The organism is Pseudomonas sp. BB438 (assembly GCF_057180225.1).
This window is the reverse complement of sequence record NZ_CM170001.1, coordinates 3,756,754-3,776,158: the sequence shown is the minus strand read 5'-3', so window position 1 is coordinate 3,776,158 and position 19,405 is coordinate 3,756,754. Positions and strand designations below refer to the sequence as shown.

Here is a 19,405-nt window from a genome sequence, read left to right as displayed (position 1 = left end):
GGCCGCGAGCGCCGGGTTACGTGTCGTTCGTCAGACGCCCTGTCTCTCGCTGAGTTGCACACGGTTGCGACCGTTCTGCTTGGCGACGTACAGGTGCTGGTCGCAACGGGCGAGCAGTTCGCGCGGTTCCCGCAGGCCGCTTTCATTGGCCATGGCCGCGCCGAGACTGATGGTCAGGTGGCGCAGGCTGTCGGGCCGGTAGACGTGTTCGATGCCCAGGCTGGCCACCTGCTCGCGCAGCCTTTCGGCGACGCAGCGCAACTCTTCGGCGCTGGTGGCCTCCAGCAGGATAGCGAACTCCTCGCCGCCATAACGATAGACGTTGGCGCGCCCACCGCGAAGGGTGCCGACCAGGCTCTCGGCGACCTGGCACAGGCAGCGGTCGCCGGCCTGGTGCCCATAGTGGTCGTTGTAGGGCTTGAAGTAGTCGATGTCGGCCATCAGCAGGGCGAACGGCCGGCCGTGTGCGCGCATGCCGTGCCAGCTCTCGTTGAGCTGCAGGTCCAGCGAGCGGCGGTTGCCCACGCTGGTAAGGCCATCGGTGGCAGCCAGCTCCTGCAGGCGCAGGTTGAGCGCGGCCAGCTCCGAGCGTTGGCGGCGTTCCTCAAGGTCGGCGAGGAAGGCCTGGCGCACGCCCTTGATGTTGGTCCAGCTGATGAACAGGCTGAACAGCGCGATGGGCAGGTAGACCAGGGTGAAGATCAACAGTGGCTTGGCTGCACCGCCATGGATCAGCCAGACATTGTAGAGAATGATCGCCGAGATGATGGCCGAGACCAGCGCGATGCCCTTGAAGGAGTAGCGCACGCCAAGGTTGCCCAGCAGGACGAAGACCACCGAGGCGTAGAGGAAGAAGGGCACGTCCGGCGAGGTGCTGAGCTTGAGCAGTTCGAACCAGGCGATGGTGGAGATGATGTCGTGCACGGGCATCAGCATGTCCATCACCAGCACGCTGCGACTGAAGCGGAAGACCAGGAAGATATTGATAAGCCCGATCAGGCTCAGGCTGGTGCGCAGGAACAGCGATTCCTTCGCCATGTCCGGGATCAGTAGTGCGTCGGCCAGTACGTAGGAATCGTAGGCGGCCATGGCGATGAAGTTGATCGCCAGCAGGAAGCGCCGGTAATGCTGGAGCACGTACGCCTTGTAAGCATCCTGCAGGCGCGGAGGAAATCTCCCCTGATAGTGCTGCGGGGGAGGAGCGGCGGGGAACTCGGGTGCGGTCATCGAAAGTGGGAGCCTGTGTCTGCCATCCGGGGCGAATGCTGGCCAAGGGCTAGAGTAGGGTGGCGGCACCATCGCCGTCCAGCGGGGCGATGCAGGCGTGGCACCCAATCTTCGGTTGCTGGAGATTGGCTCTTTCACTGTGGCTGGTAATGGATCTTTATAGGGTGCCAATACGGCGGCATGATGACCGCCATCACCTGCTGTCGAGGCTTTTCATGTACGTACCCGCGCATTTCGAAGAAACCCGCCCGGACGAGCTGCACCGGCTCATCCGCGAGCATCCCCTGGGCATCCTGGTCACCGGACATGACGGCCTGCTCGATGCCAACCACTTGCCGTTCGAGCTGGATCTGTCCGGCGAGAAGCCGCTGTTGCGTGCTCACGTCGCCCGCAACAACCCGGTGTGGCGGGAGGCTGACGGCGAGGACGTGCTGGTGATCTTCCGTGGCGAGCACGCCTATGTCTCGCCCAACTGGTACCCGAGCAAGCATGAGGTGCACCGCCAGGTGCCGACCTGGAACTACCAGGTCGTGCACGTGCGCGGTCGCCTGACGGTGATGGATAACGAGCGCTTCGTGCGTGGCGTCGTGGGCCGGTTGACCCGCACCCACGAGGCTGGCGAGGACAAACCGTGGAAGATGAGTGACTCCACGCCGGAGTTCATCAGCGGCATGCTGGCCAACATCGTCGGCATCGAGGTGGAGATCGCCGAAATAATTGGCAAGTCGAAGCTCAGCCAGAACAAGGACGACCGCGACCGCCTGGGAGCCGCCGGCGAATTGGCCAGGCGCGGGAGCAAGGCGTTGGCCGGCGCGATGGTCACGTCCAAAGACGGGCAGGGTTGATGTCAGGCGCGCCGCAGGCCTAGAGCCCGCCGAGCAGGTCGTGGGCGTCGAGCAGGCGCCAGGCGATTTCAGGGTTCCTCTCCAGGCCCCGGCGGATTGCGGCGGGAATTGCCTGGCGGGTCTTGCGGCAGAGGCCGGGCTGCTCATCGAAGTTGAACTCGATACCGCGCATCGTGCGCACCTCGTTGAAGCCGGGGGCGATGTGCAGGCGGATGCCAAGCTGCTCGTAGAGCTTGTGCTGCATGCGCTGCAGGTCGGCCAGGTCCTTGAGGTTCTCCAGCCGCTCCAGCAGGCGCTGCTCCTCGTGCCGGGTGAGCAGCAGGATGCGCAGGTCGGCGTTGGGGGTTTCCAGCAGGCGCTCCCGGTCGCAGTTGCAGGCGCCGGGCGGGCATTGCTGGCGGAGCGGGGGAGTGGCGGTCATGTCCCGATCATAGCGGGGGATCGGGGAATTGCGCAGGGGGTTCTTGCTCTTCGTAGGAGCGAGCTTGCTCGCGAACGAGTTTCCCGGCGGCTCTGACGCAGGCCTTGCTTTAACGCCTGCCGGCTGAATGCATGGCCGGATGTTCTGCCCAACTGTCCCCTCTCCCTGAAGGGAGAGGGAGTTGACAGAGCACGCCGGCAAGGCGCCCTCGCGGGGCCTCAATGCGCCGGCTTGCGAATGGTCTTGAGCAGATCTTCCGGGCTGATCTGCCCGACGATGGTGTTCACGCCTTCGCTGCCCGGCTGCGGCAGGCCGAGGATGTGGCCCTTGATCTTGCCGATCACGTGCATCTCGCACGGTTTGCAGTCGAACTTCAGGGTCAGCACTTCGTCGCCGTGGATCAGTTGCATCGGCTGCACCTTGGTGCGCACGCCGGTGACGCCCTTGGCCTGTTTCGGGCACAGGTTGAAGGAGAAGCGCAGGCAGTGCTTGGTGATCATCACCGGCACTTCGCCTGTTTCCTCGTGGGCCTCGTAGGCCGCGTCGATCAGTTGCACACCATGGCGGTGGTAGAACGCGCGGGCCTTCTCGTTGTACACGTTGTACAGGAAGGACAGGTGCGACTCCGGGTACACCGGTGGCGGGCTGGTCTCGGCCTTGCGCCCGCCGCGGGGATGGGCCTGCACACGGGCTTCGGTGAGTGCCTCGATGGCCTCGCGGCGCAGCGACTTGAGCTGCGAGTTGGGGATGAAGAACGCCTGCGGCGCGTCCAGCTCGATCTGGTCGGCGTGGTACTGGGTGGTGCCCAGCTGGCCGAGCAGGTCGTGCAACTGGTCCAGGGCCTGTTCCGGCTTGTTGGCAGCGCCGAACGGGCCGTCCAGGGCGACGCTGGCGGAGACGCCTTCCTCGCTGGTGGCGGTCAGCTCCAGGCGCTCTTCACGCAGCCTGGCGACCCAGGACAGGCCGACACGGCGCTCGGCGGACGTCTTCTGCAGCGCCTGCTGCCAGTTGTGGTCAAGGTTGCGCGACAGCGGATGGTGCGGACGCAGGCGGTAGAGGCCTTCGGGCATCTCGTTGGGCTCGACACGGTAGCGGTAGCGCTTCTCGCCGTCTTCCTCGAACTCACCTTTCGGCTCGGCGATGTTGGCGCGGAAGCCCACCACCTCGCGCTTCACCAGTACATTGAGACCATCGCCGTTGGACAGCGGGTCCTTGGTGACCACCAGCAGATCGCGCTTGCCGACTTTCTCGACAGTGCCCACCGGCAGGCCGGTGAAGGTTGGCGAGTCGAAGGCGCCGATGTCGATCTTGCGGTCGCTGACGAAGTAGTCGGTACTGCCGCGGTGGAAGGTCTTGTCCGGGTCCGGCACGAAGAAATGGTCGGTGCGGCCGCTGGAGGCGCGGGCCAGGTCCGGGCGCTCGGCGAGAATGCCGTCCAGGCGCTGGCGGTAATAGGCCGTGATGTTCTTCACATAGCCCATGTCCTTGTAGCGCCCTTCGATCTTGAAGGAACGCACGCCGGCGTCGACCAGGGCGCTCAGGTTCGCGCTCTGGTTGTTGTCCTTCATCGACAGCAGGTGCTTCTCGAACGCCACCACGCGGCCCTGGTCATCCTTCAGGGTGTAGGGCAGGCGGCAGGCCTGGGAGCAGTCGCCGCGGTTGGCGCTGCGGCCGGTCTGGGCGTGGGAGATGTTGCATTGGCCGGAGAAGGCCACGCACAGCGCGCCGTGGATGAAGAATTCGATGGCGGCATCGGTCTCGTCAGCGATCGCACGGATTTCCTTGAGATTCAGCTCGCGGGCCAGCACCAGCTGGGAGAAACCGGCCTGATCGAGGAACTTCGCCCGCTCCAGGGTGCGGATGTCGGTCTGTGTACTGGCATGCAGCTCGATCGGCGGGATGTCCAGTTCCATGATGCCCAGGTCCTGTACGATCAGCGCATCCACGCCGGCGTCGTAGAGCTGGTGGATCAGCGCGCGCGCCGGCTCCAGCTCGTTGTCGTGGAGGATGGTGTTGATCGTGGTGAACACCCGCGCGTGGTAGCGGTGGGCAAACTCCACCAGCTGGGCGATATCGCTCACCTCGTTGCAGGCATTGTGCCGCGCGCCGAAGCTCGGACCGCCGATGTAGACGGCGTCGGCGCCATGCAGGATGGCCTCGCGGGCGATGGACACATCGCGGGCAGGGCTGAGCAGTTCCAGATGGTGTTTGGGCAAGGACATGGTTTCTTCTTCGTCAGGCGTGCTTATCAGGTGCGGAACGGGCAATCGCGCATTGTACCGGCCAAACGCCGCGTCGGCACCCGTGGCGTGCCGGGCGGCGTAACCCCCGGTCGCCAGCCAGCTCTGCTCGACTGCAGGAGCGAGCTTGCTCGCGAACCGCTCGACACTGAACGCCCCCTTGTAGCAGCGGACTTCGTCCGCCATCGCATATATGGCACGCTCCTGCAGGTTGGTTGCGGTTCGTGCAGGAACGGGCCATGCCCGCGAACCGTCGGCAGGGCCGGCGGTGGCTTTCGCGGCGATCTTCAGGGCTGCTGCGTCGGTTAAGGTGTTTATGCGCCGCTTCGGCGTGCGCGCGGACTTCCTGTTTCGCCCCCTCGGGCGAGTCACTTTCTCAAACGCCAGAAAGTAACCAAAGGTCTTGCCCCGGACATTCGGTTTTTCGCTTAGGGCGAAAAATGCCCTCGCTCCCTCGCAGTTCCAGGGGCACGCCGCGACGGGCCATCCCTGGCCTATCGCGGCTCTCGCGGCATCCATGCCGCTCAACCCCTGGAACTCCGATTCCACTCGGCCTCCTGAACGGGGCGTTCGGTGCGTGCGGGTATTTCTCTGGAAGTCTTCTGGGAGAGCCAGAGGCCGGCGCGTATGTCGGGCTCTTCGTAGGAGCGAAGGGGACGCCTAGTGCTTGCTCGCGAACCGCCTGACACCGTACTCCCCTTGTAGCAGCGGACTTCGTCCGCCATCGCGCCCGTGGGGCGCTCCTGCGCCGCGCGACCCCACCCCGGCAGCTCTGCAACGCCACTGCCGAGGCCCTTGCAAAACTGCAAAGCGACCCTGCAACCCTGTCTATTCCGCGCTTTGCGGGCATGAATCAAGATTCGTTCGTCCTTTCGGAATACCTCCCCCACTTTCAAGGAACCGAATCATGAATGCCAAGCAATCCCTGCTCGCCGCGTCCCTCGCACTGGCCATCGGCAACGCCTTCGCCGCTGGCAACCCCACCGTCGAACACAACACCCAGGCTTTTCTCGACGCGCTGGAAGCCGGCAAGGGCCAGCCGCTGGAGTCGCTCTCGCCAAAAGACGCCCGTGCCGTCCTGACCGGCGCCCAGGCGTCGGTGGAGGTCGACCTCTCCGGCACCCAGGTCAGCGAGAAGACCGTGCAGACCGACGTCGGCCCGGTGAAGCTGACCATCGTCCGCCCGGCCGGCGTGAAGGGCACGCTGCCGGTGTTCATGTTCTTCCACGGCGGCGGCTGGGTGCTGGGTGACTACCCGACCCACGCCCGACTGATCCACGACCTGGTGGTGAACTCCGGCGCGGTCGCTGTCTACGTTGACTACACCCCGTCCCCCGAGGCGCATTATCCGGTGGCGATCAACCAGGCCTATGCCGCGACGAAGTGGGTCGCCGAACACGGCAAGGAGCTCAACGTCGACGGCAAGCGTCTGGCCGTGGCCGGTAACAGCGTCGGCGGCAACATGGCCGCGGTGGTCGCCCTGATGGCGAAGGACAAGGGCACGCCCAAGCTGCGCTTCCAGGCCCTGCTGTGGCCGGTGACCGACGCCAGCTTCGAAACCGGCTCGTACAACCAGTTCGCCCAGGGGCACTTCCTTACCAAGCCGATGATGCAGTGGTTCTGGGACAGCTACACCACCGACCCGAAACAGCGTGCCGACATCTATGCCTCGCCGCTGCGCGCCACCACCGACCAGCTCAAGGGCCTTCCGCCGACCCTGATCCAGACTGCCGAATCCGACGTGCTGCGTGACGAAGGCGAAGCCTACGGTCGCAAACTCGACGCCGCCGGTGTGCCTGTCACCTCCGTGCGCTACAACGGAATGATCCACGACTATGGCCTGCTCAACGTGGTCAGCCAGGTGCCGGCGGTACAGGCCGCCATGCGTCAGGCCGGTGAAGAGCTGAAGGTTCACCTCAAGTAAGCCGCGCCCCTCCCTCGCCGCAGGGCGAGGGAGGCCACGTTTCCGGAGGCCTCTTTCCTGGAGAGAACCCGCATGAACCAACACGTCCAGCAAGAATCCGTCACCCTGATCATCCGTCATCGCGCTCGCCCCGACAGCGTCGCCGCCTACGAAGCCATCCTGCGCGAACTGACCCGGGCCGCCAGCGAGTTCCCTGGCCACCTGGGCGTGGATGTGATGCGCCAGGGTGATCATTTCACCTCGGTCCTGCGCTTCGCCACCGCCAATGAACTGCAGGCCTGGCTCGACTCGCCGCAGCGCCACGCGCTGATCGAGCGCGCCAACCCGCACCTGCTCGACGTCGAGCAGAAGGAGCTGCACACCGCCCACGAGTTCTGGTTCACCACCCCGGACACTCCCCAGAAGCAGCCGCCGCGCTGGAAACAGGCGGCCATCTCCTACCTGGTGATCCTGCCGCTGGTCATGCTGGTGCCGCAGCTCTGGCGCCCGCTGTTCACCCAAGTCCCGCTGCTGGGCGGTTTCGTGCCGGCCAACATGCTCATCGTCGCGACCATCGTCCTGCTGGTGGTCTACGTTTTCATGCCACGGGCCACGCGCCTGTTCTCCGCCTGGCTCAACGCCCGCTGACCGAAAGAGGAAAAACGCCATGTACGCCGACCTGATCCTGACCAACGGCCGCTTCCATACCGTCGACCGCGAGAAACCCGAGGCCACCGCCGTGGCGATCGCCGATGGCAAGTTCATCGCCGTGGGCACCGAGGCGGAGGCCATGGCCTTCCGCGCCGGCGCCACCCGCGTCATCGACCTCAAGGGGCGCACCGCGATCCCCGGTCTCAACGACTCGCACCTGCACCTGATCCGCGGCGGGCTGAACTACAACCTCGAACTGCGCTGGGAGGGTGTGCCGTCCCTGGCCGACGCCCTGCGCCTACTCAAGGAGCAGGCACTGCGCACACCGTCGCCGCAATGGGTGCGCGTGGTCGGTGGCTGGAACGAATTCCAGTTCGCCGAAAAGCGCATGCCGACTATTGAGGAGCTGAACCAGGCGGCGCCGGACACACCGGTGTTCGTCCTGCACCTGTATGACCGCGCGCTGCTCAACCGAGCCGCACTGCGCGTCGTCGGCTACACCAAGGACACCCCGAACCCGCCCGGTGGCGAGATCGTCCGCGACAGCAACGGCGAACCCACTGGCATGCTGGTGGCACGGCCCAACGCGATGATCCTCTATGCGACTCTGGCGAAAGGGCCGAAGCTGCCGTTCGAGTACCAGGTCAATTCCACCCGCCAGTTCATGCGTGAACTGAACCGCCTGGGCGTGACCAGCGCCATCGATGCCGGCGGCGGCTTCCAGAACTACCCGGACGATTACCAGGTGATCGAGCAGTTGGAGAAAGACAACCAGCTGACCGTGCGCATCGCCTACAACCTGTTCACCCAGAAACCCAAGGAAGAACTGGCCGACTTCAAGAACTGGACCAGTAGCGTCAAGTACGGCCAGGGCAGCGACTTCCTGCGGCACAACGGTGCGGGCGAGATGCTGGTGTTCTCCGCGGCCGACTTCGAGGATTTCCTCGAGCCACGCCCGGACCTGCCCGGCAGCATGGAGGCCGAGCTGGAACCGGTGGTGCGCCACCTGGTCGAGCAGCGTTGGCCGTTCCGTCTGCACGCGACCTATGACGAGTCCATCTCGCGGATGCTCGATGTATTCGAGAAGGTCAACCTGGACATTCCGTTCAACGGCCTGCACTGGTTCTTCGACCACTGCGAAACCATCTCGCCGAAGAACATCGAGCGGGTGAGGGCGCTGGGCGGCGGCATCGCCATCCAGGACCGCATGGCCTTCCAGGGGGAGTACTTCGTGGACCGCTACGGCAAGCAGGCCGCCGAGGCGACCCCGCCGATCAAGCGCATGCTGGCCGAGGGCGTGCCCGTGGGCGCTGGCACCGACGCCACCCGCGTCTCCAGCTACAACCCCTGGACCTCGCTGTACTGGATGGCCAGCGGCAAGACCGTCGGCGGACTGGAGCTGTACCCCGAAGGCCTGTCCCGTGCCACCGCGCTGGAGCTGTACACCCATGGCAGCGCCTGGTTCTCCAACGAACAGGGCAAGAAAGGAATGATCAAGGTCGGGCAGATGGCCGACGTCGCCGTGCTGTCGGCGGATTATTTCAATGTGCCGGAGGAAGAGATCAAGGCCATCGAGTCGGTGCTGACCGTGGTGGACGGCCGCGTGGTGTTTGGCAGCGGCGACTTCGAGCGCCAGGCGCCGACGGCGATTCCGGTATTGCCGGACTGGTCGCCAGTGGCCAAGGTCCCCGGCCACTGGCGACCGCAAGCACCGCTGCAGAATGCCGTGCACCATTGCGTCGGTTCCTGCGGCGTGCACGGCCACAGCCACGAGCGCGCCCGTCAGTCGAGCGTGCCGGTGAGTGACTTCCAGGGCTTCTGGGGTGCTTTCGGCTGTTCCTGCTTCGCCTTCTGACCTGACCCATGGCCCGCTCCCTGTAGGAGCGGGCCATGTCCGCGAACCGCGGACAACGTCCGTGCTAGAAGCCCACCAACTGCCCCACGGCCTGCGCCTGTGGGTCGTCGCTTCGGCTCACCAGCGCGTAGTTGTAGCCACCTCGGCTCCAGTAGCGCGCCAGCAGGTCGCCATCGGTGCGTTGCCCTTGCGGCAACATCTCGTGGCGCGGGCCCGGTGGGCGGATGAAGAAGGTCAACCGTCGACCCTGGCCATCCTCGTAGATCACCAGTGCCGCCGCTCCTTGCTCGGTCGCCAGCAGTCGGGCGCCGACCGTCTTCAATCCCACCTGCTCCAGCGCCGGTGGCGGTGGAGCGTCTTTCAGGTAACGCGCCAGCCAGCCGTGCAAGTCACCGCCGTCGCGCAGGTCCAGACCGTTCTGGCTGGCATCGGCAAACAGCCGATAGGCCTGCACCGCGTCCTGCATCGGCAGCATGCCCCGCATCATCGCGTCGCCGCGCATCTGCCAGCCGCCCATCCCGCCGACGCCCAGCGCAATCAGCAGGGCCGCCGCCGTGGCCAGCCGGGAGCGCCGCTGTTGCCGGATCTGTCGACGAATCCGTGCCGGATCGAGTTGCTCCGGAATCGCCCCTCGTACCTGCCCGGCAAACGCCGCGCGCAACTGCTGCGCATCCTGCCGCCAGCCCTCCATGCGGCGGGCGTCGTCCGGATGCGCGGCGAGCCAGGCTTCCACCCACTGGCGGCGCGCCGGCTCCAACTGGTCGTCGAGGTAGGCGTGCAGATCCTGTTCCTGGGGAGTGCCGTCGGGGATGCGTTCGTTCATTTCAGTACCCGCAAAGAAGGAGTCGCCGCCTGTCCTTCGCTCAGCGCGCGCAGCGCCGTGCGGGCGCGCGACAGGCGGGACATGACGGTGCCCATGGGAATATCCAGCGCCTCGGCCACCTCGCGGTAGCTCAGACCCTCGACGCTGACCAGCGTCAGCAGCGCGCGTTGCTCGGCGGGCAGACGCTCGAAGGCCTCCAGTGTCGAGCGTGCGCTGACGATGTCTTCCGGCGACGCGCTCACCGGGCTGTCCGCGCCGAACAGGCTGAGCAGGCGCGCGTAGCGTTTCGCCCGGCGCTGCCCGTCGATGAAGTGCCGGTAGAGGATCGAGAACAGCCAGGCGCGCAGGTCGCCGTCGTCGCGGCGGCCGGTCCAGGCCGACAGCGCCTTCTCCAGGGTGGCCTGGACCAGGTCGTCGGCGCTGCTCGCGCTGCGGGTCAGCGACAGGGCGAAGCGCCGCAGCCGGGGGAGCAGTTCGCGCAGTGAATGGTCGTCCAGTGAGTGCATCGGGGCGCCAGGAATGGGTGGGTTCAAGCGTGAAAGACGAATGTCGCGGCGATCTATTCCCTCCAGGCGAAAAAATAAATTTCTCGCGGTGGGCAGGAATAACCCGTCGCACGGTGCGTCGTACCGGCTCAACGCATTCAGCCTAAGCCTGAGGAGCTGGAAATGACAGAAACCCCACCCAACGTGCCGCTGCGCCTGGCCGCCATCGGCGCCGTGGTGCTCGGCGTGGCCGCCGTCTTTGCCTATGTTGCCGGCTGGCTGGACCCGCAGCGGCTCACACCGGCCGGTGTGATCAACACCCTGGAGCACAACAGCGGCGTCTACCCCGGCTACCGGCGCAACCACGCCAAGGGCCTGTGCGTGATCGGCCACTTCGACAGCAACGGCGGCGCAGCCAATCTGTCCCGCGCCAGCCTGTTCTCGGTCGGCCGCGTGCCGGTAGTGGGGCGCCTGGCCATACCCGGCGGCAACCCCAAGGCCAGCGATGGCGCCGCACCGATCCGCAGTCTGGCCCTGCGCTTCCAGCCGGCCGACGGCCAGGAATGGCGCACCGGCATGAACGCCATGCCGGTCTTCGTCGTCCGCGACGTCGCCAGCTTCTACGCGCTGCAGCAGGCCACCGCGCCGCAGCCGGGCACCGGCAAGCCCGACCCGGAAAAGGCCGGTGCCTTCTTCAAGTCGCACCCCGAGACCCAGGCCTTCCTCAAGTGGGCCAAGTCCTCGACGCCGTCTTCCAGCTACGCCAATAGCGCCTACTACAGCCTCAACGCCTTCTATCTGGTGAACAAGGAAGGCAAGGAACAGCCGGTGCGCTGGTCCGTGCAGCCCGAAGCGCCGGTAGAACCACTGGCCGCCGAAAAGCGCGGTGACGCCGACTTCCTCGCCGCCGAACTGACCCAGCGCATCGCCGCCGGCCCGTTGCGCTGGCGCCTGCAGTTCACTCTCGGCGAACCCGGCGACAGCACCGTCGACCCCACCCAGGCGTGGCCCGACAGCCGCCGCACCGTGGATGCCGGTGAGCTGGTGATCGAACGCCTGCAGCCGGAAATCGGCGGCGACTGCCGCGACGTCAACTATGACCCGCTGATCCTCCCCGACGGTATCCGCGCCTCCGACGACCCGCTGCTCAGCGCGCGCTCGGCCGCCTACTCGGAATCCTTCAACCGCCGCACCCGTGAGCAGGCCCAGGAGACCCACTGATGAAACCGACCTACTTCCCGCTGTCCTTGCGCGTGCTGCACTGGCTCATGGCCGTGCTGGTCCTTGCCATGCTGCTGATCGGCCTCGGCATGGTCGCCAGCGTCTCGCCGCGCCACGCTGCCCTGGTCGCCATCCACAAACCCCTGGGCGCTGCGCTGCTGGTGCTGGTGCTGCTGCGCATCGTTGTGCGCCTGACCCAGCGCATCCCCGCGCTGCCCAGTGACATGCCCGGCTGGCAACGCGGCGCCGCACACCTCTCGCACCTGGCGCTCTACGGCCTGCTGCTGGCCCAGCCGCTGGTGGGCTGGACCATGCAATCGGCCGGCGGCTACCCCGTCGTGCTCTGGGGCGGCTTCGAACTGCCCGCGCTGGTTTCACCGTCGGTGGAGCTACATACCCTCCTGCGCAGCGCCCACACGGTCATCGCCTACGCCCTGCTGGCAACCATCCTCCTGCACCTCGCCGCCGCGCTGTTCCACGGGCTCATCCGCCGCGACGACGTCCTCGCCAGCATGACCGGCGCGCCCATGCCGGGTACCTCCCGTGGAGAACGGCCATGAAGCGCTTTCTCGCCGTGGCTTGCCTGTTCACCCCCTGCGCGGCCTTCGCCGTGCAGGACGCACCACCCGCCGAGGACTCTCATTTCGGCCAGAAACTCGACATCCAGCGCGTGGTGCAACAGCCGGACCTGGACTTCTGCGGGATTCGTGCGGTGGAGATGATCTACGAGGACAGCGCCGGGCAGCGGCATACGTTGCGTTATCCAGTATGGGGGCAGGGGTGTGGGAATGAGAACTGAGAGCGCTGCGAAGAGTGGCATGAAGCGCGGCAGGTAATGAATGGTGCAGCACGCCTAGCCCACCTTATGATGGCTGCCTCAGGACAACACTCTGCATCGGAGGCAGCTTTTGAACGCTCATCCCGAACTATCGGACCGCTACGCCGGCTGCCTGCTCGGCCTGGCCTGTGGCGATGCCGTCGGCACCACCCTCGAATTCACCCACCGCGCGAGCCTCACGCCGATCAGCGACATGGTCGGCGGCGGGCCGTTCGACCTCAAGCCGGGGCAGTGGACCGACGACACTTCCATGGCCCTGTGCCTGGGGGAAAGCCTGCTCACCTGTAACGGCTTCGACGCCAGGGACCAGATGGCGCGCTACCTCAACTGGTGGCAGTGGGGTTACTGGAGTGCAACCGGGGAGTGCTTCGATATCGGCATGACTGTCCGCGAGGCGCTGGACCGCTTCCAGGAGACCGGCGAGCCCTTCGCCGGCTCCACCGATCCCGCAACGGCCGGGAATGGCTCGATCATGCGCCTGGCGCCGGTCGTGCTGTATTACTACCCGGACCTGCGCGAGGTCGCAGCGGCCGCCGCGCAGAGTTCACGCACCACCCATGGCGCGGCGGAGGCAGTCGAGTCCTGCCAGTTGCTGGCGCAGGTGCTGGCCAACGCGCTGGCCGGCCAATCCAAGGATGAACTGCTGACCCTCGTGCCGGAGCAATACGGCGAGCCCGCCATTCGCGAACTCGCCGCCGGCAGCTTCCGCCACAAGCGCCGGGAAGACGTGCGCGGCACCGGCTACTGCATCGCCTCGCTGGAAGCGTCGCTGTGGTGCTTCTGGTCCACCGACAGCTACGCCGCCGCGGTGCTGGCAGCTTCCAACCTCGGCGACGATGCCGATACCACAGCGGCTATCACCGGCCAGATTGCCGGCGCCTTTTACGGCAGGCAGGGCATTCCCGCCCACTGGCTGGAGCGGCTGCATCAGCGAGCCGATATCGAGGAGATGGCCCTGGCCTTGCTCAGGGCAGCACAGGCTAACGCAGCGCGTGATTAAGCGGGCTGCCTTGAGCGTGAAGCTGGGGCTTCCTCAGGCGTTATAGCGACATACCGGAACCGTAGTGAGTGACCGCGAGCACCAGAGAATGGGGGCTTTCTGGGCTGCGGGAACAGATTCTATTCAAGAAATCTTGGGAGTCAGAGGCAGAGCTCTGTGCGAGGGCGCTGGTAGTAACAGTACAGATCAGCATCACCCCAATCATCCTCATAGGCGCTCAGGTATGCACCGGATCGAGGATCGGTGCTCATGTCGAAGTGTGCTAGCGCAAAGTCCTTTATCTCTCGCCACCGCAACTCGTGCATGCAGAAAGCGACGCATTCCTGGGGTACGGAGCTGGAAGACAGAATCGTCTTGAAGCGTTCTGAGAAAAACACTCGGTGTTCAGGATGAGTACTGATGAAGCGAAGCATCTGAACCAGAACCGATTCGTAGGAGTAATCCAGCGTTTCGTCAAAGGCTTGCGTTGAGCGAGAGACAATTTCATCGAATGCTTTGGCGATGCTATTCACGTGGCGTTACTCATCCCTGTCTATCACCGATTCTTCACGATTAGGGCGCTTTCGGCTCAATCGCTGAAACACAGCGCGCACGCCTCGCTATCTGAAACTTCCGCACCGTCTCCACGAACGGCGTAACGATCAGGCTCCATAGCGACGAATACTTCTCGTCATCTTGTTCCCCGGCGCCGAACCGGATCGGCTCCGGCGCGCGCCGGGTGACGTAGAGCGTGCCGAACATCCAGTCCCACAGCGACAGGTTGATGCCGAAGTTCCTGTTGAAGTGACGGGGCGCGTCGCTGTGGTGGATCTGGTGCTGGGCGGGGCTGTTCACCACGTGCTCGATCACCGGCCCGAACGACAGCCACACATGGCTGTGCCGCAGGTTGGTCCCCAGCACATTGAACAGCAGGATCAGGTAGGTCACGCCGAACAGCGTATAGGCGCTGATCTCTCCGCCGCAGAGGTACCAGAAGGCGCCAGCATAGGCGCCCAGGGCGAGAGTGCCGGCCAGTTGCGCTGCGAGCTTCTCGACGAAGTGCACGCGGCTCGCGGTGATGGGCGTCAGCACCGCCGCCGAGTGATGCACCTTGTGGAAGGCCCACAGCGAGCGCGAGTGGAAGGCGCGGTGCACCCAGTAGTTCTTGAAGTCGCTGACCAGGAACACCCCCAGCCCGTAGAGCAGCGACAGGCCGAGGTTCGTCCCCACCTGCGGCCGCGCGCCCCAGAGGCGGGTGAAGAAGGTGATGTAGTCGCCCGAGCGCAGGAGGTACGGATCGAGCAGACCGATGATCGGGACCAGCAGTACCGCATTGAGGATGCCGCGCACCAGGTAGTAGCGGTAATCCAGCAGTGCCGAGCGATGCAGATGCACCTGGCTGCCACCGATGAACTGCCAGAACGACGTCGCCTGCGTCAGCCCGCGTTGCCGACGGACGCGGAATAGCGCGTAGGCGATGGCGCAGGAACATAGCAGGAAGACCACACCGACGCGGCCGCTCAGGTCGAAGAGGCCGGAGATCTGGTTGGTGACGGGAGTGATCACCCACTCTGACAGGTGACGGTGAACGTGCGAGAGATCAGGCATGGAAGCCAGCATGGGACGCGACGGTTTGTCCTGTCAAAGCTGGATGGCGCTATGAGGGGGCCAAATCGACGGGAGGTCCGGCAGGCGACACGTGGCGGCGGATTGGAGCGGTGTCGGGGAGGGGCGCGAAGCCAGGCGCCGGCGCTGCTGGACAACACGTGCAGCCACTGATCGCGGGCAAGGCACGGACCCGCAGGGAAAGGGGCAGGCTGGCGAGGACTGCCCCCTTTATGGGTCATGCCGCCGGAGGCGTGCCTTCGGCGTTGGCGACCACGGCGTCGATCTGGATCAGCGCCTCCTTGGCCAGGGCCGAGACACCAACGACGCGGCGGGCAGGAACGCCGCCGGGGAAGTAGGTGGCGTACACCTCATCGACGGCGACGAGGTCATCGATGTTCTTCAGGAAGATGTTGACCTTCACCACATCGGCGAGGGTGTGGTCGATGCTTTCGACGATGGCCTTGAGGTGCTTGAAGCATTGCGCGGCCTGCTCCTTGATGCCGCCTGCCACCCGTTCACCGGTCTTCACGTCCAGCGGTAACTGGGCGGAGATGTGGTTGTAGTGGGAGAAGGCTACCGTCTGGGTGGAGTACGGGCAGCGCGGTGCGGCATCGGTATTGCGGGCCTTGATGACGATGCCGTGGCGGTCTTCCACGGCTTGTGGCGGCGTGCCGTCGCCGTGGGAGACCACGGCCTCGACCTGCACCAGGGCATCCAGCGGCAGGGCTTGTGCCTGCACTACGGTGCGCGCGGGGACATAGCCAACGGCGCGGGCAATGGCCGAGTCGGGGAAGAAGGTGGTGTAGACCTTGTTCACGGCCGGCATGTCGGTGAGGTCCTTGACGTAGACGGTGATGCGCACGATGTCATCGAAAGGTACGTCGATGCTTTCGAGGATCGTCTTGATGTTGCGCAGGCACTGCCGGGTCTGTTCCTCGACGCCACCGACGACCAGTTTCCCTGTGCGCGGGTCGATGGGCAGTTGGGCGCTCAGGTTGTTGTAGTGGGAGAAGGCGACGGTCTGGGTAGACAGCGGGCTCAGTGGCGCGCTCTCGGTGTTGCCTTCGACCTTGATCAGGTCGCCGGCCTGCGGGGCGTTGGGGATGGTGCCTTCGCCGCACGTGATGAGGGCTTCGACCTGCACCTTGGCGCCCAGCGGTAACGCGGCCACGCAGACGCTGGTAAGGGTCGGCAGGTAATCCGGGAAGAAGGCGGCGTGTACCTTGGCCACGGCGTCGGCGTCGGCGATATCGGTCAGGAAGATCGAGATGCGGACGCTGTCGTCGAGCGTGTGGCCAATGCTGTCCACCACGGCCCTGAGGTTCCTGTAGCACTGCTCGGCCTGTTCCTTCGCACCGCCAGCGACCAGTTTGCCGGTGGCGGGGTCGACGGGCAGTTGTGCGGACAGGTTGTTGTAGTGGGAGAAGGCGACGGTTTGCGAATACGGGCCGAGGTTTTGCGGGGCCTTGTCGGTGTTGCGGGCGAGAACTGCGTTGTAGCCACTCATGTTGGTGCTCCCTTGTTCGCTGGGAATCCGTGGATTGGGTGGCAAACGCTTCGTCCAGTGCGATATCGGTCGTTGCCACTATCGGTTCAGACGACGGATATCAAGCTCGTCGAGAGGCGCGCAGACTATCGAGTCTTCCGGGGTGACCCCTTTGACTTAAGGCAAGCGTAGTGGGGTCTTCTTACCGGGTTGTTTCAATTGGCGATGTGCACGAGCTGGGATATGCCCACGGGGGCGCTCGGGAGTGCCATGACAGGCCTGTCCGCTGACTTCCGGCAGATTCCTGAGCGTCGTTGCATGGCCTTCCAGGCCTCCGGGGATGCCATCAGGCGCCTTCGTATACATGACCTGCCAGCTGTAGCGCGCCGCGGCAAGCGTGCTCCGGGATCGGCGGGCGGACGGCAATGGCCCCCTGGTTTTTCCTGGTCTAGTCTGAACCGCGGACGAACGTTGTGGTGCAGTCCTGCGTTCGAAGGTGACGGCAAGGCTTCACCACAATGTTCGAGGGAGGCCCGGGACCATGGCCGAGAAAATCAGGGTTCTGCTCGTCGACGACGAGAAACATGTCCGCCAGCTGATCAAGGCGGTTCTGATCCCACTCAACTGCGAGGTCGTGGGCGAAGCGGAGAACGGCCAGCAGGCCGTGACGCTCTACCAGGAAAAGCGCCCCGACTCGGTACTGCTGGATATCAACATGCCCGTGATGGACGGGCAGGATGCACTGCGCGCCATCATGGCCCTGGATAGCAGCGCGGTAGTCATCATGCTCACCTCGCTGTCGGATATCGGCAGCATCCAGACCTGCCTGGATGCCGGCGCCTCCCACTACATCCGCAAGGACACGCCGCCAGGGGAGATGCGCGAGATCATTCGTGAGACCTGGCAGCACAGCTTCTCCGAGAAGTTCCAGTAACGTCCCTCGCCGGGGAGTACGAACCATGCGTGAAAATGAAAAGTCAGCGGATGACCCGCGCTTCGACTTGCAGGCCATGCTCAAGGAACTGGAAGCCGAAGGCCCGGTGCACGCCAAGCCGACCGTGCAGCAGTCGGACATCAAGGATCTGGTGCGCAACCTGAGGAAGCGCGATCGTGAGCGGTGAGTCGGCGTTCATCCAGTCCCTGCTGGATCACCGCCTGGTCGACGAGGCGAGCCTGCGAGGCTTGCGCCTGTCGGTTGGGCCGGAGGAGTACGCCCTCGCCAGCCGCCTGTACGAGACGGCGGAGCTCCTGTCCGACCGCGAACTGATCAGCAAACTGTACGGCAGTAGCCTGGGCAAGGCGCACGTTCCGCTGGACCGTACGTTGTTCCAGGCTGGTGCGCTGGAGAAGCTGCTGCCGGAAATGGCGCGCCGGCTGCAGTGCATCCCGGTGTACTTCCTCGGTGAGGTGCTGACGGTGGCGATGACCCACCCGGACGATCCCGTTGCCGTGCAGAAGCTGGAGCGGATGACGGGGTGCCAGGTCAGCAGCGTGTTCGCCTTTCCCGAGGAAATCCAGAACAGCATCGATATCCAGTATGGCGGTGTTGCCGAGCTGGAAAAGCTGTCCGGGAATATTTCCAGTGCCTTGCCGGATATCCGTGTGGACTCCCAGCAACTGGCTAACCTGGCTTCATCCCAGGAGGTGGTGGAGCTGGTCCGCGGATTGATGCTGTATTGCCTGAAGAACCGGGCGAGTGACATCCACATCCAGCCGACATCGAAGACGCTGGAGGTGCGCTTCCGCATCGACGGACGGCTGCAGACACTGCTGAGCCTGGACAAATCACTGAATGCACCGGTGATTGCGCACCTGAAGATCAAGGCCAATTGCGACATGACCGAGCGCCGCCAGCCGCAGGACGGCCGGGTCAGTCTGGAGATGAAGGGGCGGCACTATGATTTCCGCCTGTCGACCGTGCCGACCGTTTTCGGCGAGAAGGCGGTGATTCGCGCCATCGGCTCGGCCGAGCAGGCGGTGAAAACGCTCGAGCAACTGGGGTTCACGCGGCGCAATCGGCAGTTGCTCGAGAGTGTGATCCACCAGCCCAACGGTATTTTCTTCGTCACCGGCCCGACGGGCTCGGGCAAGACCACCACCCTGTACTCGGTGTTGGCGATGCTGCAGGACCCGCATGTGAATATCGTGACGGTGGAAGACCCGGTGGAATTGCGCATGGATGGGATTTCGCAGATACAGACCAATGCGGCGGTCGGCCTGGATTTCGCCAAGGCCTTGCGTGCGGTGCTGCGCCAGGACCCGGAAATCGTGCTGATCGGCGAGATCCGCGACATGGAGACGGCGCGCATTGCCACCCAGGCCGCACTGACCGGGCACATGGTGATGGCGACCTTGCACACCAACAGTTCGTTGCAGGCGGTGACTCGGCTGATCGAAATCGGCGTGGACCCCTTCCTGGTAGCGCCGACAGTGCTCGGCTCGATGGGCCAGCGCTTGATGAGGCGTGTCTGCGAGCACTGCCGTGAGGCCTATGAGCCGGAGCCGGAGATACTCGACGCGCTGTTCTACAACCGCGATGGTGCACCGGTGCAGTTCTACCGTGCGAAGGGGTGTCCGGACTGCGGTAATACGGGCTATTCCGGTCGGGTCGCTATCCATGAGCTGTTCGTACCGACCAATATCATCCGCTCGATGATTGCGGACCGCGCCTCGATCATCGACATCGAGCGCGAAGCCGTGCGGCGCGGCTTCCGCTCGATGCGCTATGACGCGCTATTGAAAGCGCTGCAGGGGCAGACGACGCTGGAGGAGGTCTTCCGCGTCACCGGCGGCCTGCCGGTGAGCTGAGGGTTCTTCCGGCAA

Annotated in this window: 19 protein-coding genes; 11 read left to right on the top strand and 8 right to left on the bottom strand. The window is 64.9% G+C overall.

Annotation, left to right across the window (positions count from 1 at the left end; genetic code table 11):
* Positions 1-30: 30 nt before the first annotated feature.
* Positions 31-1,137: a GGDEF domain-containing protein gene (locus AC1ZV1_RS17275; protein ID WP_484292781.1), complete on the bottom strand. Its 1,107-nt coding sequence runs from the start codon at positions 1,135-1,137 to the stop codon at positions 31-33.
* 305 nt (positions 1,138-1,442) lie between these two features.
* Here AC1ZV1_RS17275 and AC1ZV1_RS17270 point away from each other — a divergent pair, with 305 nt between their 5' ends.
* A complete protein-coding gene (locus AC1ZV1_RS17270; RefSeq protein WP_484292780.1) occupies positions 1,443-2,072 on the top strand; it encodes an FMN-binding negative transcriptional regulator in 630 nt (209 codons plus the stop codon).
* A gap of 19 nt (positions 2,073-2,091) precedes the next feature.
* On the opposite strand, the gene AC1ZV1_RS17265 is transcribed toward AC1ZV1_RS17270, so the two are convergent.
* On the bottom strand, positions 2,092-2,493 hold the full coding sequence (locus AC1ZV1_RS17265) for a hypothetical protein (protein WP_484292779.1): 402 nt from the start codon (positions 2,491-2,493) through the stop codon (positions 2,092-2,094).
* A 218-nt stretch (positions 2,494-2,711) separates the two neighbouring features.
* Positions 2,712-4,715, bottom strand: coding sequence for a peptidase U32 family protein (locus AC1ZV1_RS17260; RefSeq protein ID WP_484292778.1), 2,004 nt, complete (start codon positions 4,713-4,715; stop codon positions 2,712-2,714).
* A gap of 925 nt (positions 4,716-5,640) precedes the next feature.
* On the opposite strand from AC1ZV1_RS17260, the gene AC1ZV1_RS17255 reads away from it, so the two are divergent.
* The 3 genes from AC1ZV1_RS17255 (at position 5,641) to AC1ZV1_RS17245 (ending at position 9,142) form a co-directional block, all read left to right on the top strand.
* Positions 5,641-6,657 carry an alpha/beta hydrolase gene (locus AC1ZV1_RS17255; protein WP_484292777.1) on the top strand — a complete coding sequence of 339 codons (1,017 nt, stop codon included), beginning with the start codon at positions 5,641-5,643 and terminating at the stop codon, positions 6,655-6,657.
* Between the two features lie 72 nt (positions 6,658-6,729).
* A complete protein-coding gene (locus AC1ZV1_RS17250) occupies positions 6,730-7,284 on the top strand; it encodes an antibiotic biosynthesis monooxygenase (RefSeq protein WP_484292776.1) in 555 nt (184 codons plus the stop codon).
* Between the two features lie 19 nt (positions 7,285-7,303).
* Positions 7,304-9,142 carry an amidohydrolase gene (locus AC1ZV1_RS17245; RefSeq protein WP_484292775.1) on the top strand — a complete coding sequence of 613 codons (1,839 nt, stop codon included), beginning with the start codon at positions 7,304-7,306 and terminating at the stop codon, positions 9,140-9,142.
* Between the two features lie 64 nt (positions 9,143-9,206).
* On the opposite strand, the gene AC1ZV1_RS17240 is transcribed toward AC1ZV1_RS17245, so the two are convergent.
* Both AC1ZV1_RS17240 and AC1ZV1_RS17235 read right to left on the bottom strand, forming a co-directional pair.
* Complete coding sequence (locus AC1ZV1_RS17240) at positions 9,207-9,965, bottom strand: anti-sigma factor family protein (RefSeq protein ID WP_484292774.1); 759 nt, start codon at positions 9,963-9,965, stop codon at positions 9,207-9,209.
* Positions 9,962-10,471, bottom strand: a complete 510-nt coding sequence (locus AC1ZV1_RS17235) for a sigma-70 family RNA polymerase sigma factor (protein WP_484292773.1) — start codon at positions 10,469-10,471, stop codon at positions 9,962-9,964. Before AC1ZV1_RS17235 ends, AC1ZV1_RS17240 begins: the two co-directional genes overlap by 4 nt.
* 162 nt (positions 10,472-10,633) lie before the next feature.
* Here AC1ZV1_RS17235 and AC1ZV1_RS17230 point away from each other — a divergent pair, with 162 nt between their 5' ends.
* The 4 genes from AC1ZV1_RS17230 (at position 10,634) to AC1ZV1_RS17215 (ending at position 13,509) form a co-directional block, all read left to right on the top strand.
* Entirely contained in the window at positions 10,634-11,671 is a 1,038-nt protein-coding gene (locus AC1ZV1_RS17230) for a catalase family peroxidase (protein ID WP_484292772.1), read from the top strand.
* Positions 11,671-12,231, top strand: a complete 561-nt coding sequence (locus AC1ZV1_RS17225) for a cytochrome b (protein ID WP_484292771.1) — start codon at positions 11,671-11,673, stop codon at positions 12,229-12,231. The genes AC1ZV1_RS17230 and AC1ZV1_RS17225 overlap by 1 nt, the downstream gene beginning before the upstream one ends.
* Complete coding sequence (locus tag AC1ZV1_RS17220; RefSeq protein ID WP_484292770.1) at positions 12,228-12,470, top strand: DUF2790 domain-containing protein; 243 nt, start codon at positions 12,228-12,230, stop codon at positions 12,468-12,470. Before AC1ZV1_RS17225 ends, AC1ZV1_RS17220 begins: the two co-directional genes overlap by 4 nt.
* 109 nt (positions 12,471-12,579) lie before the next feature.
* On the top strand, positions 12,580-13,509 hold the full coding sequence (locus AC1ZV1_RS17215) for an ADP-ribosylglycohydrolase family protein (RefSeq protein WP_484292769.1): 930 nt from the start codon (positions 12,580-12,582) through the stop codon (positions 13,507-13,509).
* A gap of 140 nt (positions 13,510-13,649) precedes the next feature.
* On the opposite strand, the gene AC1ZV1_RS17210 is transcribed toward AC1ZV1_RS17215, so the two are convergent.
* From AC1ZV1_RS17210 to AC1ZV1_RS17200, 3 genes are all read right to left on the bottom strand, one after another.
* Complete coding sequence (locus tag AC1ZV1_RS17210) at positions 13,650-14,021, bottom strand: hypothetical protein (RefSeq protein ID WP_484292768.1); 372 nt, start codon at positions 14,019-14,021, stop codon at positions 13,650-13,652.
* 40 nt (positions 14,022-14,061) lie between these two features.
* A complete protein-coding gene (locus AC1ZV1_RS17205; RefSeq protein ID WP_484292767.1) occupies positions 14,062-15,096 on the bottom strand; it encodes a sterol desaturase family protein in 1,035 nt (344 codons plus the stop codon).
* Between the two features lie 235 nt (positions 15,097-15,331).
* Positions 15,332-16,603 carry a RidA family protein gene (locus AC1ZV1_RS17200; protein WP_484292766.1) on the bottom strand — a complete coding sequence of 424 codons (1,272 nt, stop codon included), beginning with the start codon at positions 16,601-16,603 and terminating at the stop codon, positions 15,332-15,334.
* Between the two features lie 520 nt (positions 16,604-17,123).
* On the opposite strand from AC1ZV1_RS17200, the gene AC1ZV1_RS17195 reads away from it, so the two are divergent.
* From AC1ZV1_RS17195 to AC1ZV1_RS17185, 3 genes are read left to right on the top strand one after another with little or no spacing between them, the layout of a single operon-like run.
* Positions 17,124-17,516: a response regulator transcription factor gene (locus tag AC1ZV1_RS17195; protein ID WP_484292765.1), complete on the top strand. Its 393-nt coding sequence runs from the start codon at positions 17,124-17,126 to the stop codon at positions 17,514-17,516.
* A gap of 25 nt (positions 17,517-17,541) precedes the next feature.
* On the top strand, positions 17,542-17,703 hold the full coding sequence (locus AC1ZV1_RS17190; RefSeq protein WP_484292764.1) for a hypothetical protein: 162 nt from the start codon (positions 17,542-17,544) through the stop codon (positions 17,701-17,703).
* A complete protein-coding gene (locus tag AC1ZV1_RS17185) occupies positions 17,693-19,390 on the top strand; it encodes a GspE/PulE family protein (RefSeq protein ID WP_484292763.1) in 1,698 nt (565 codons plus the stop codon). The genes AC1ZV1_RS17190 and AC1ZV1_RS17185 overlap by 11 nt, the downstream gene beginning before the upstream one ends.
* Positions 19,391-19,405: the final 15 nt, after the last annotated feature.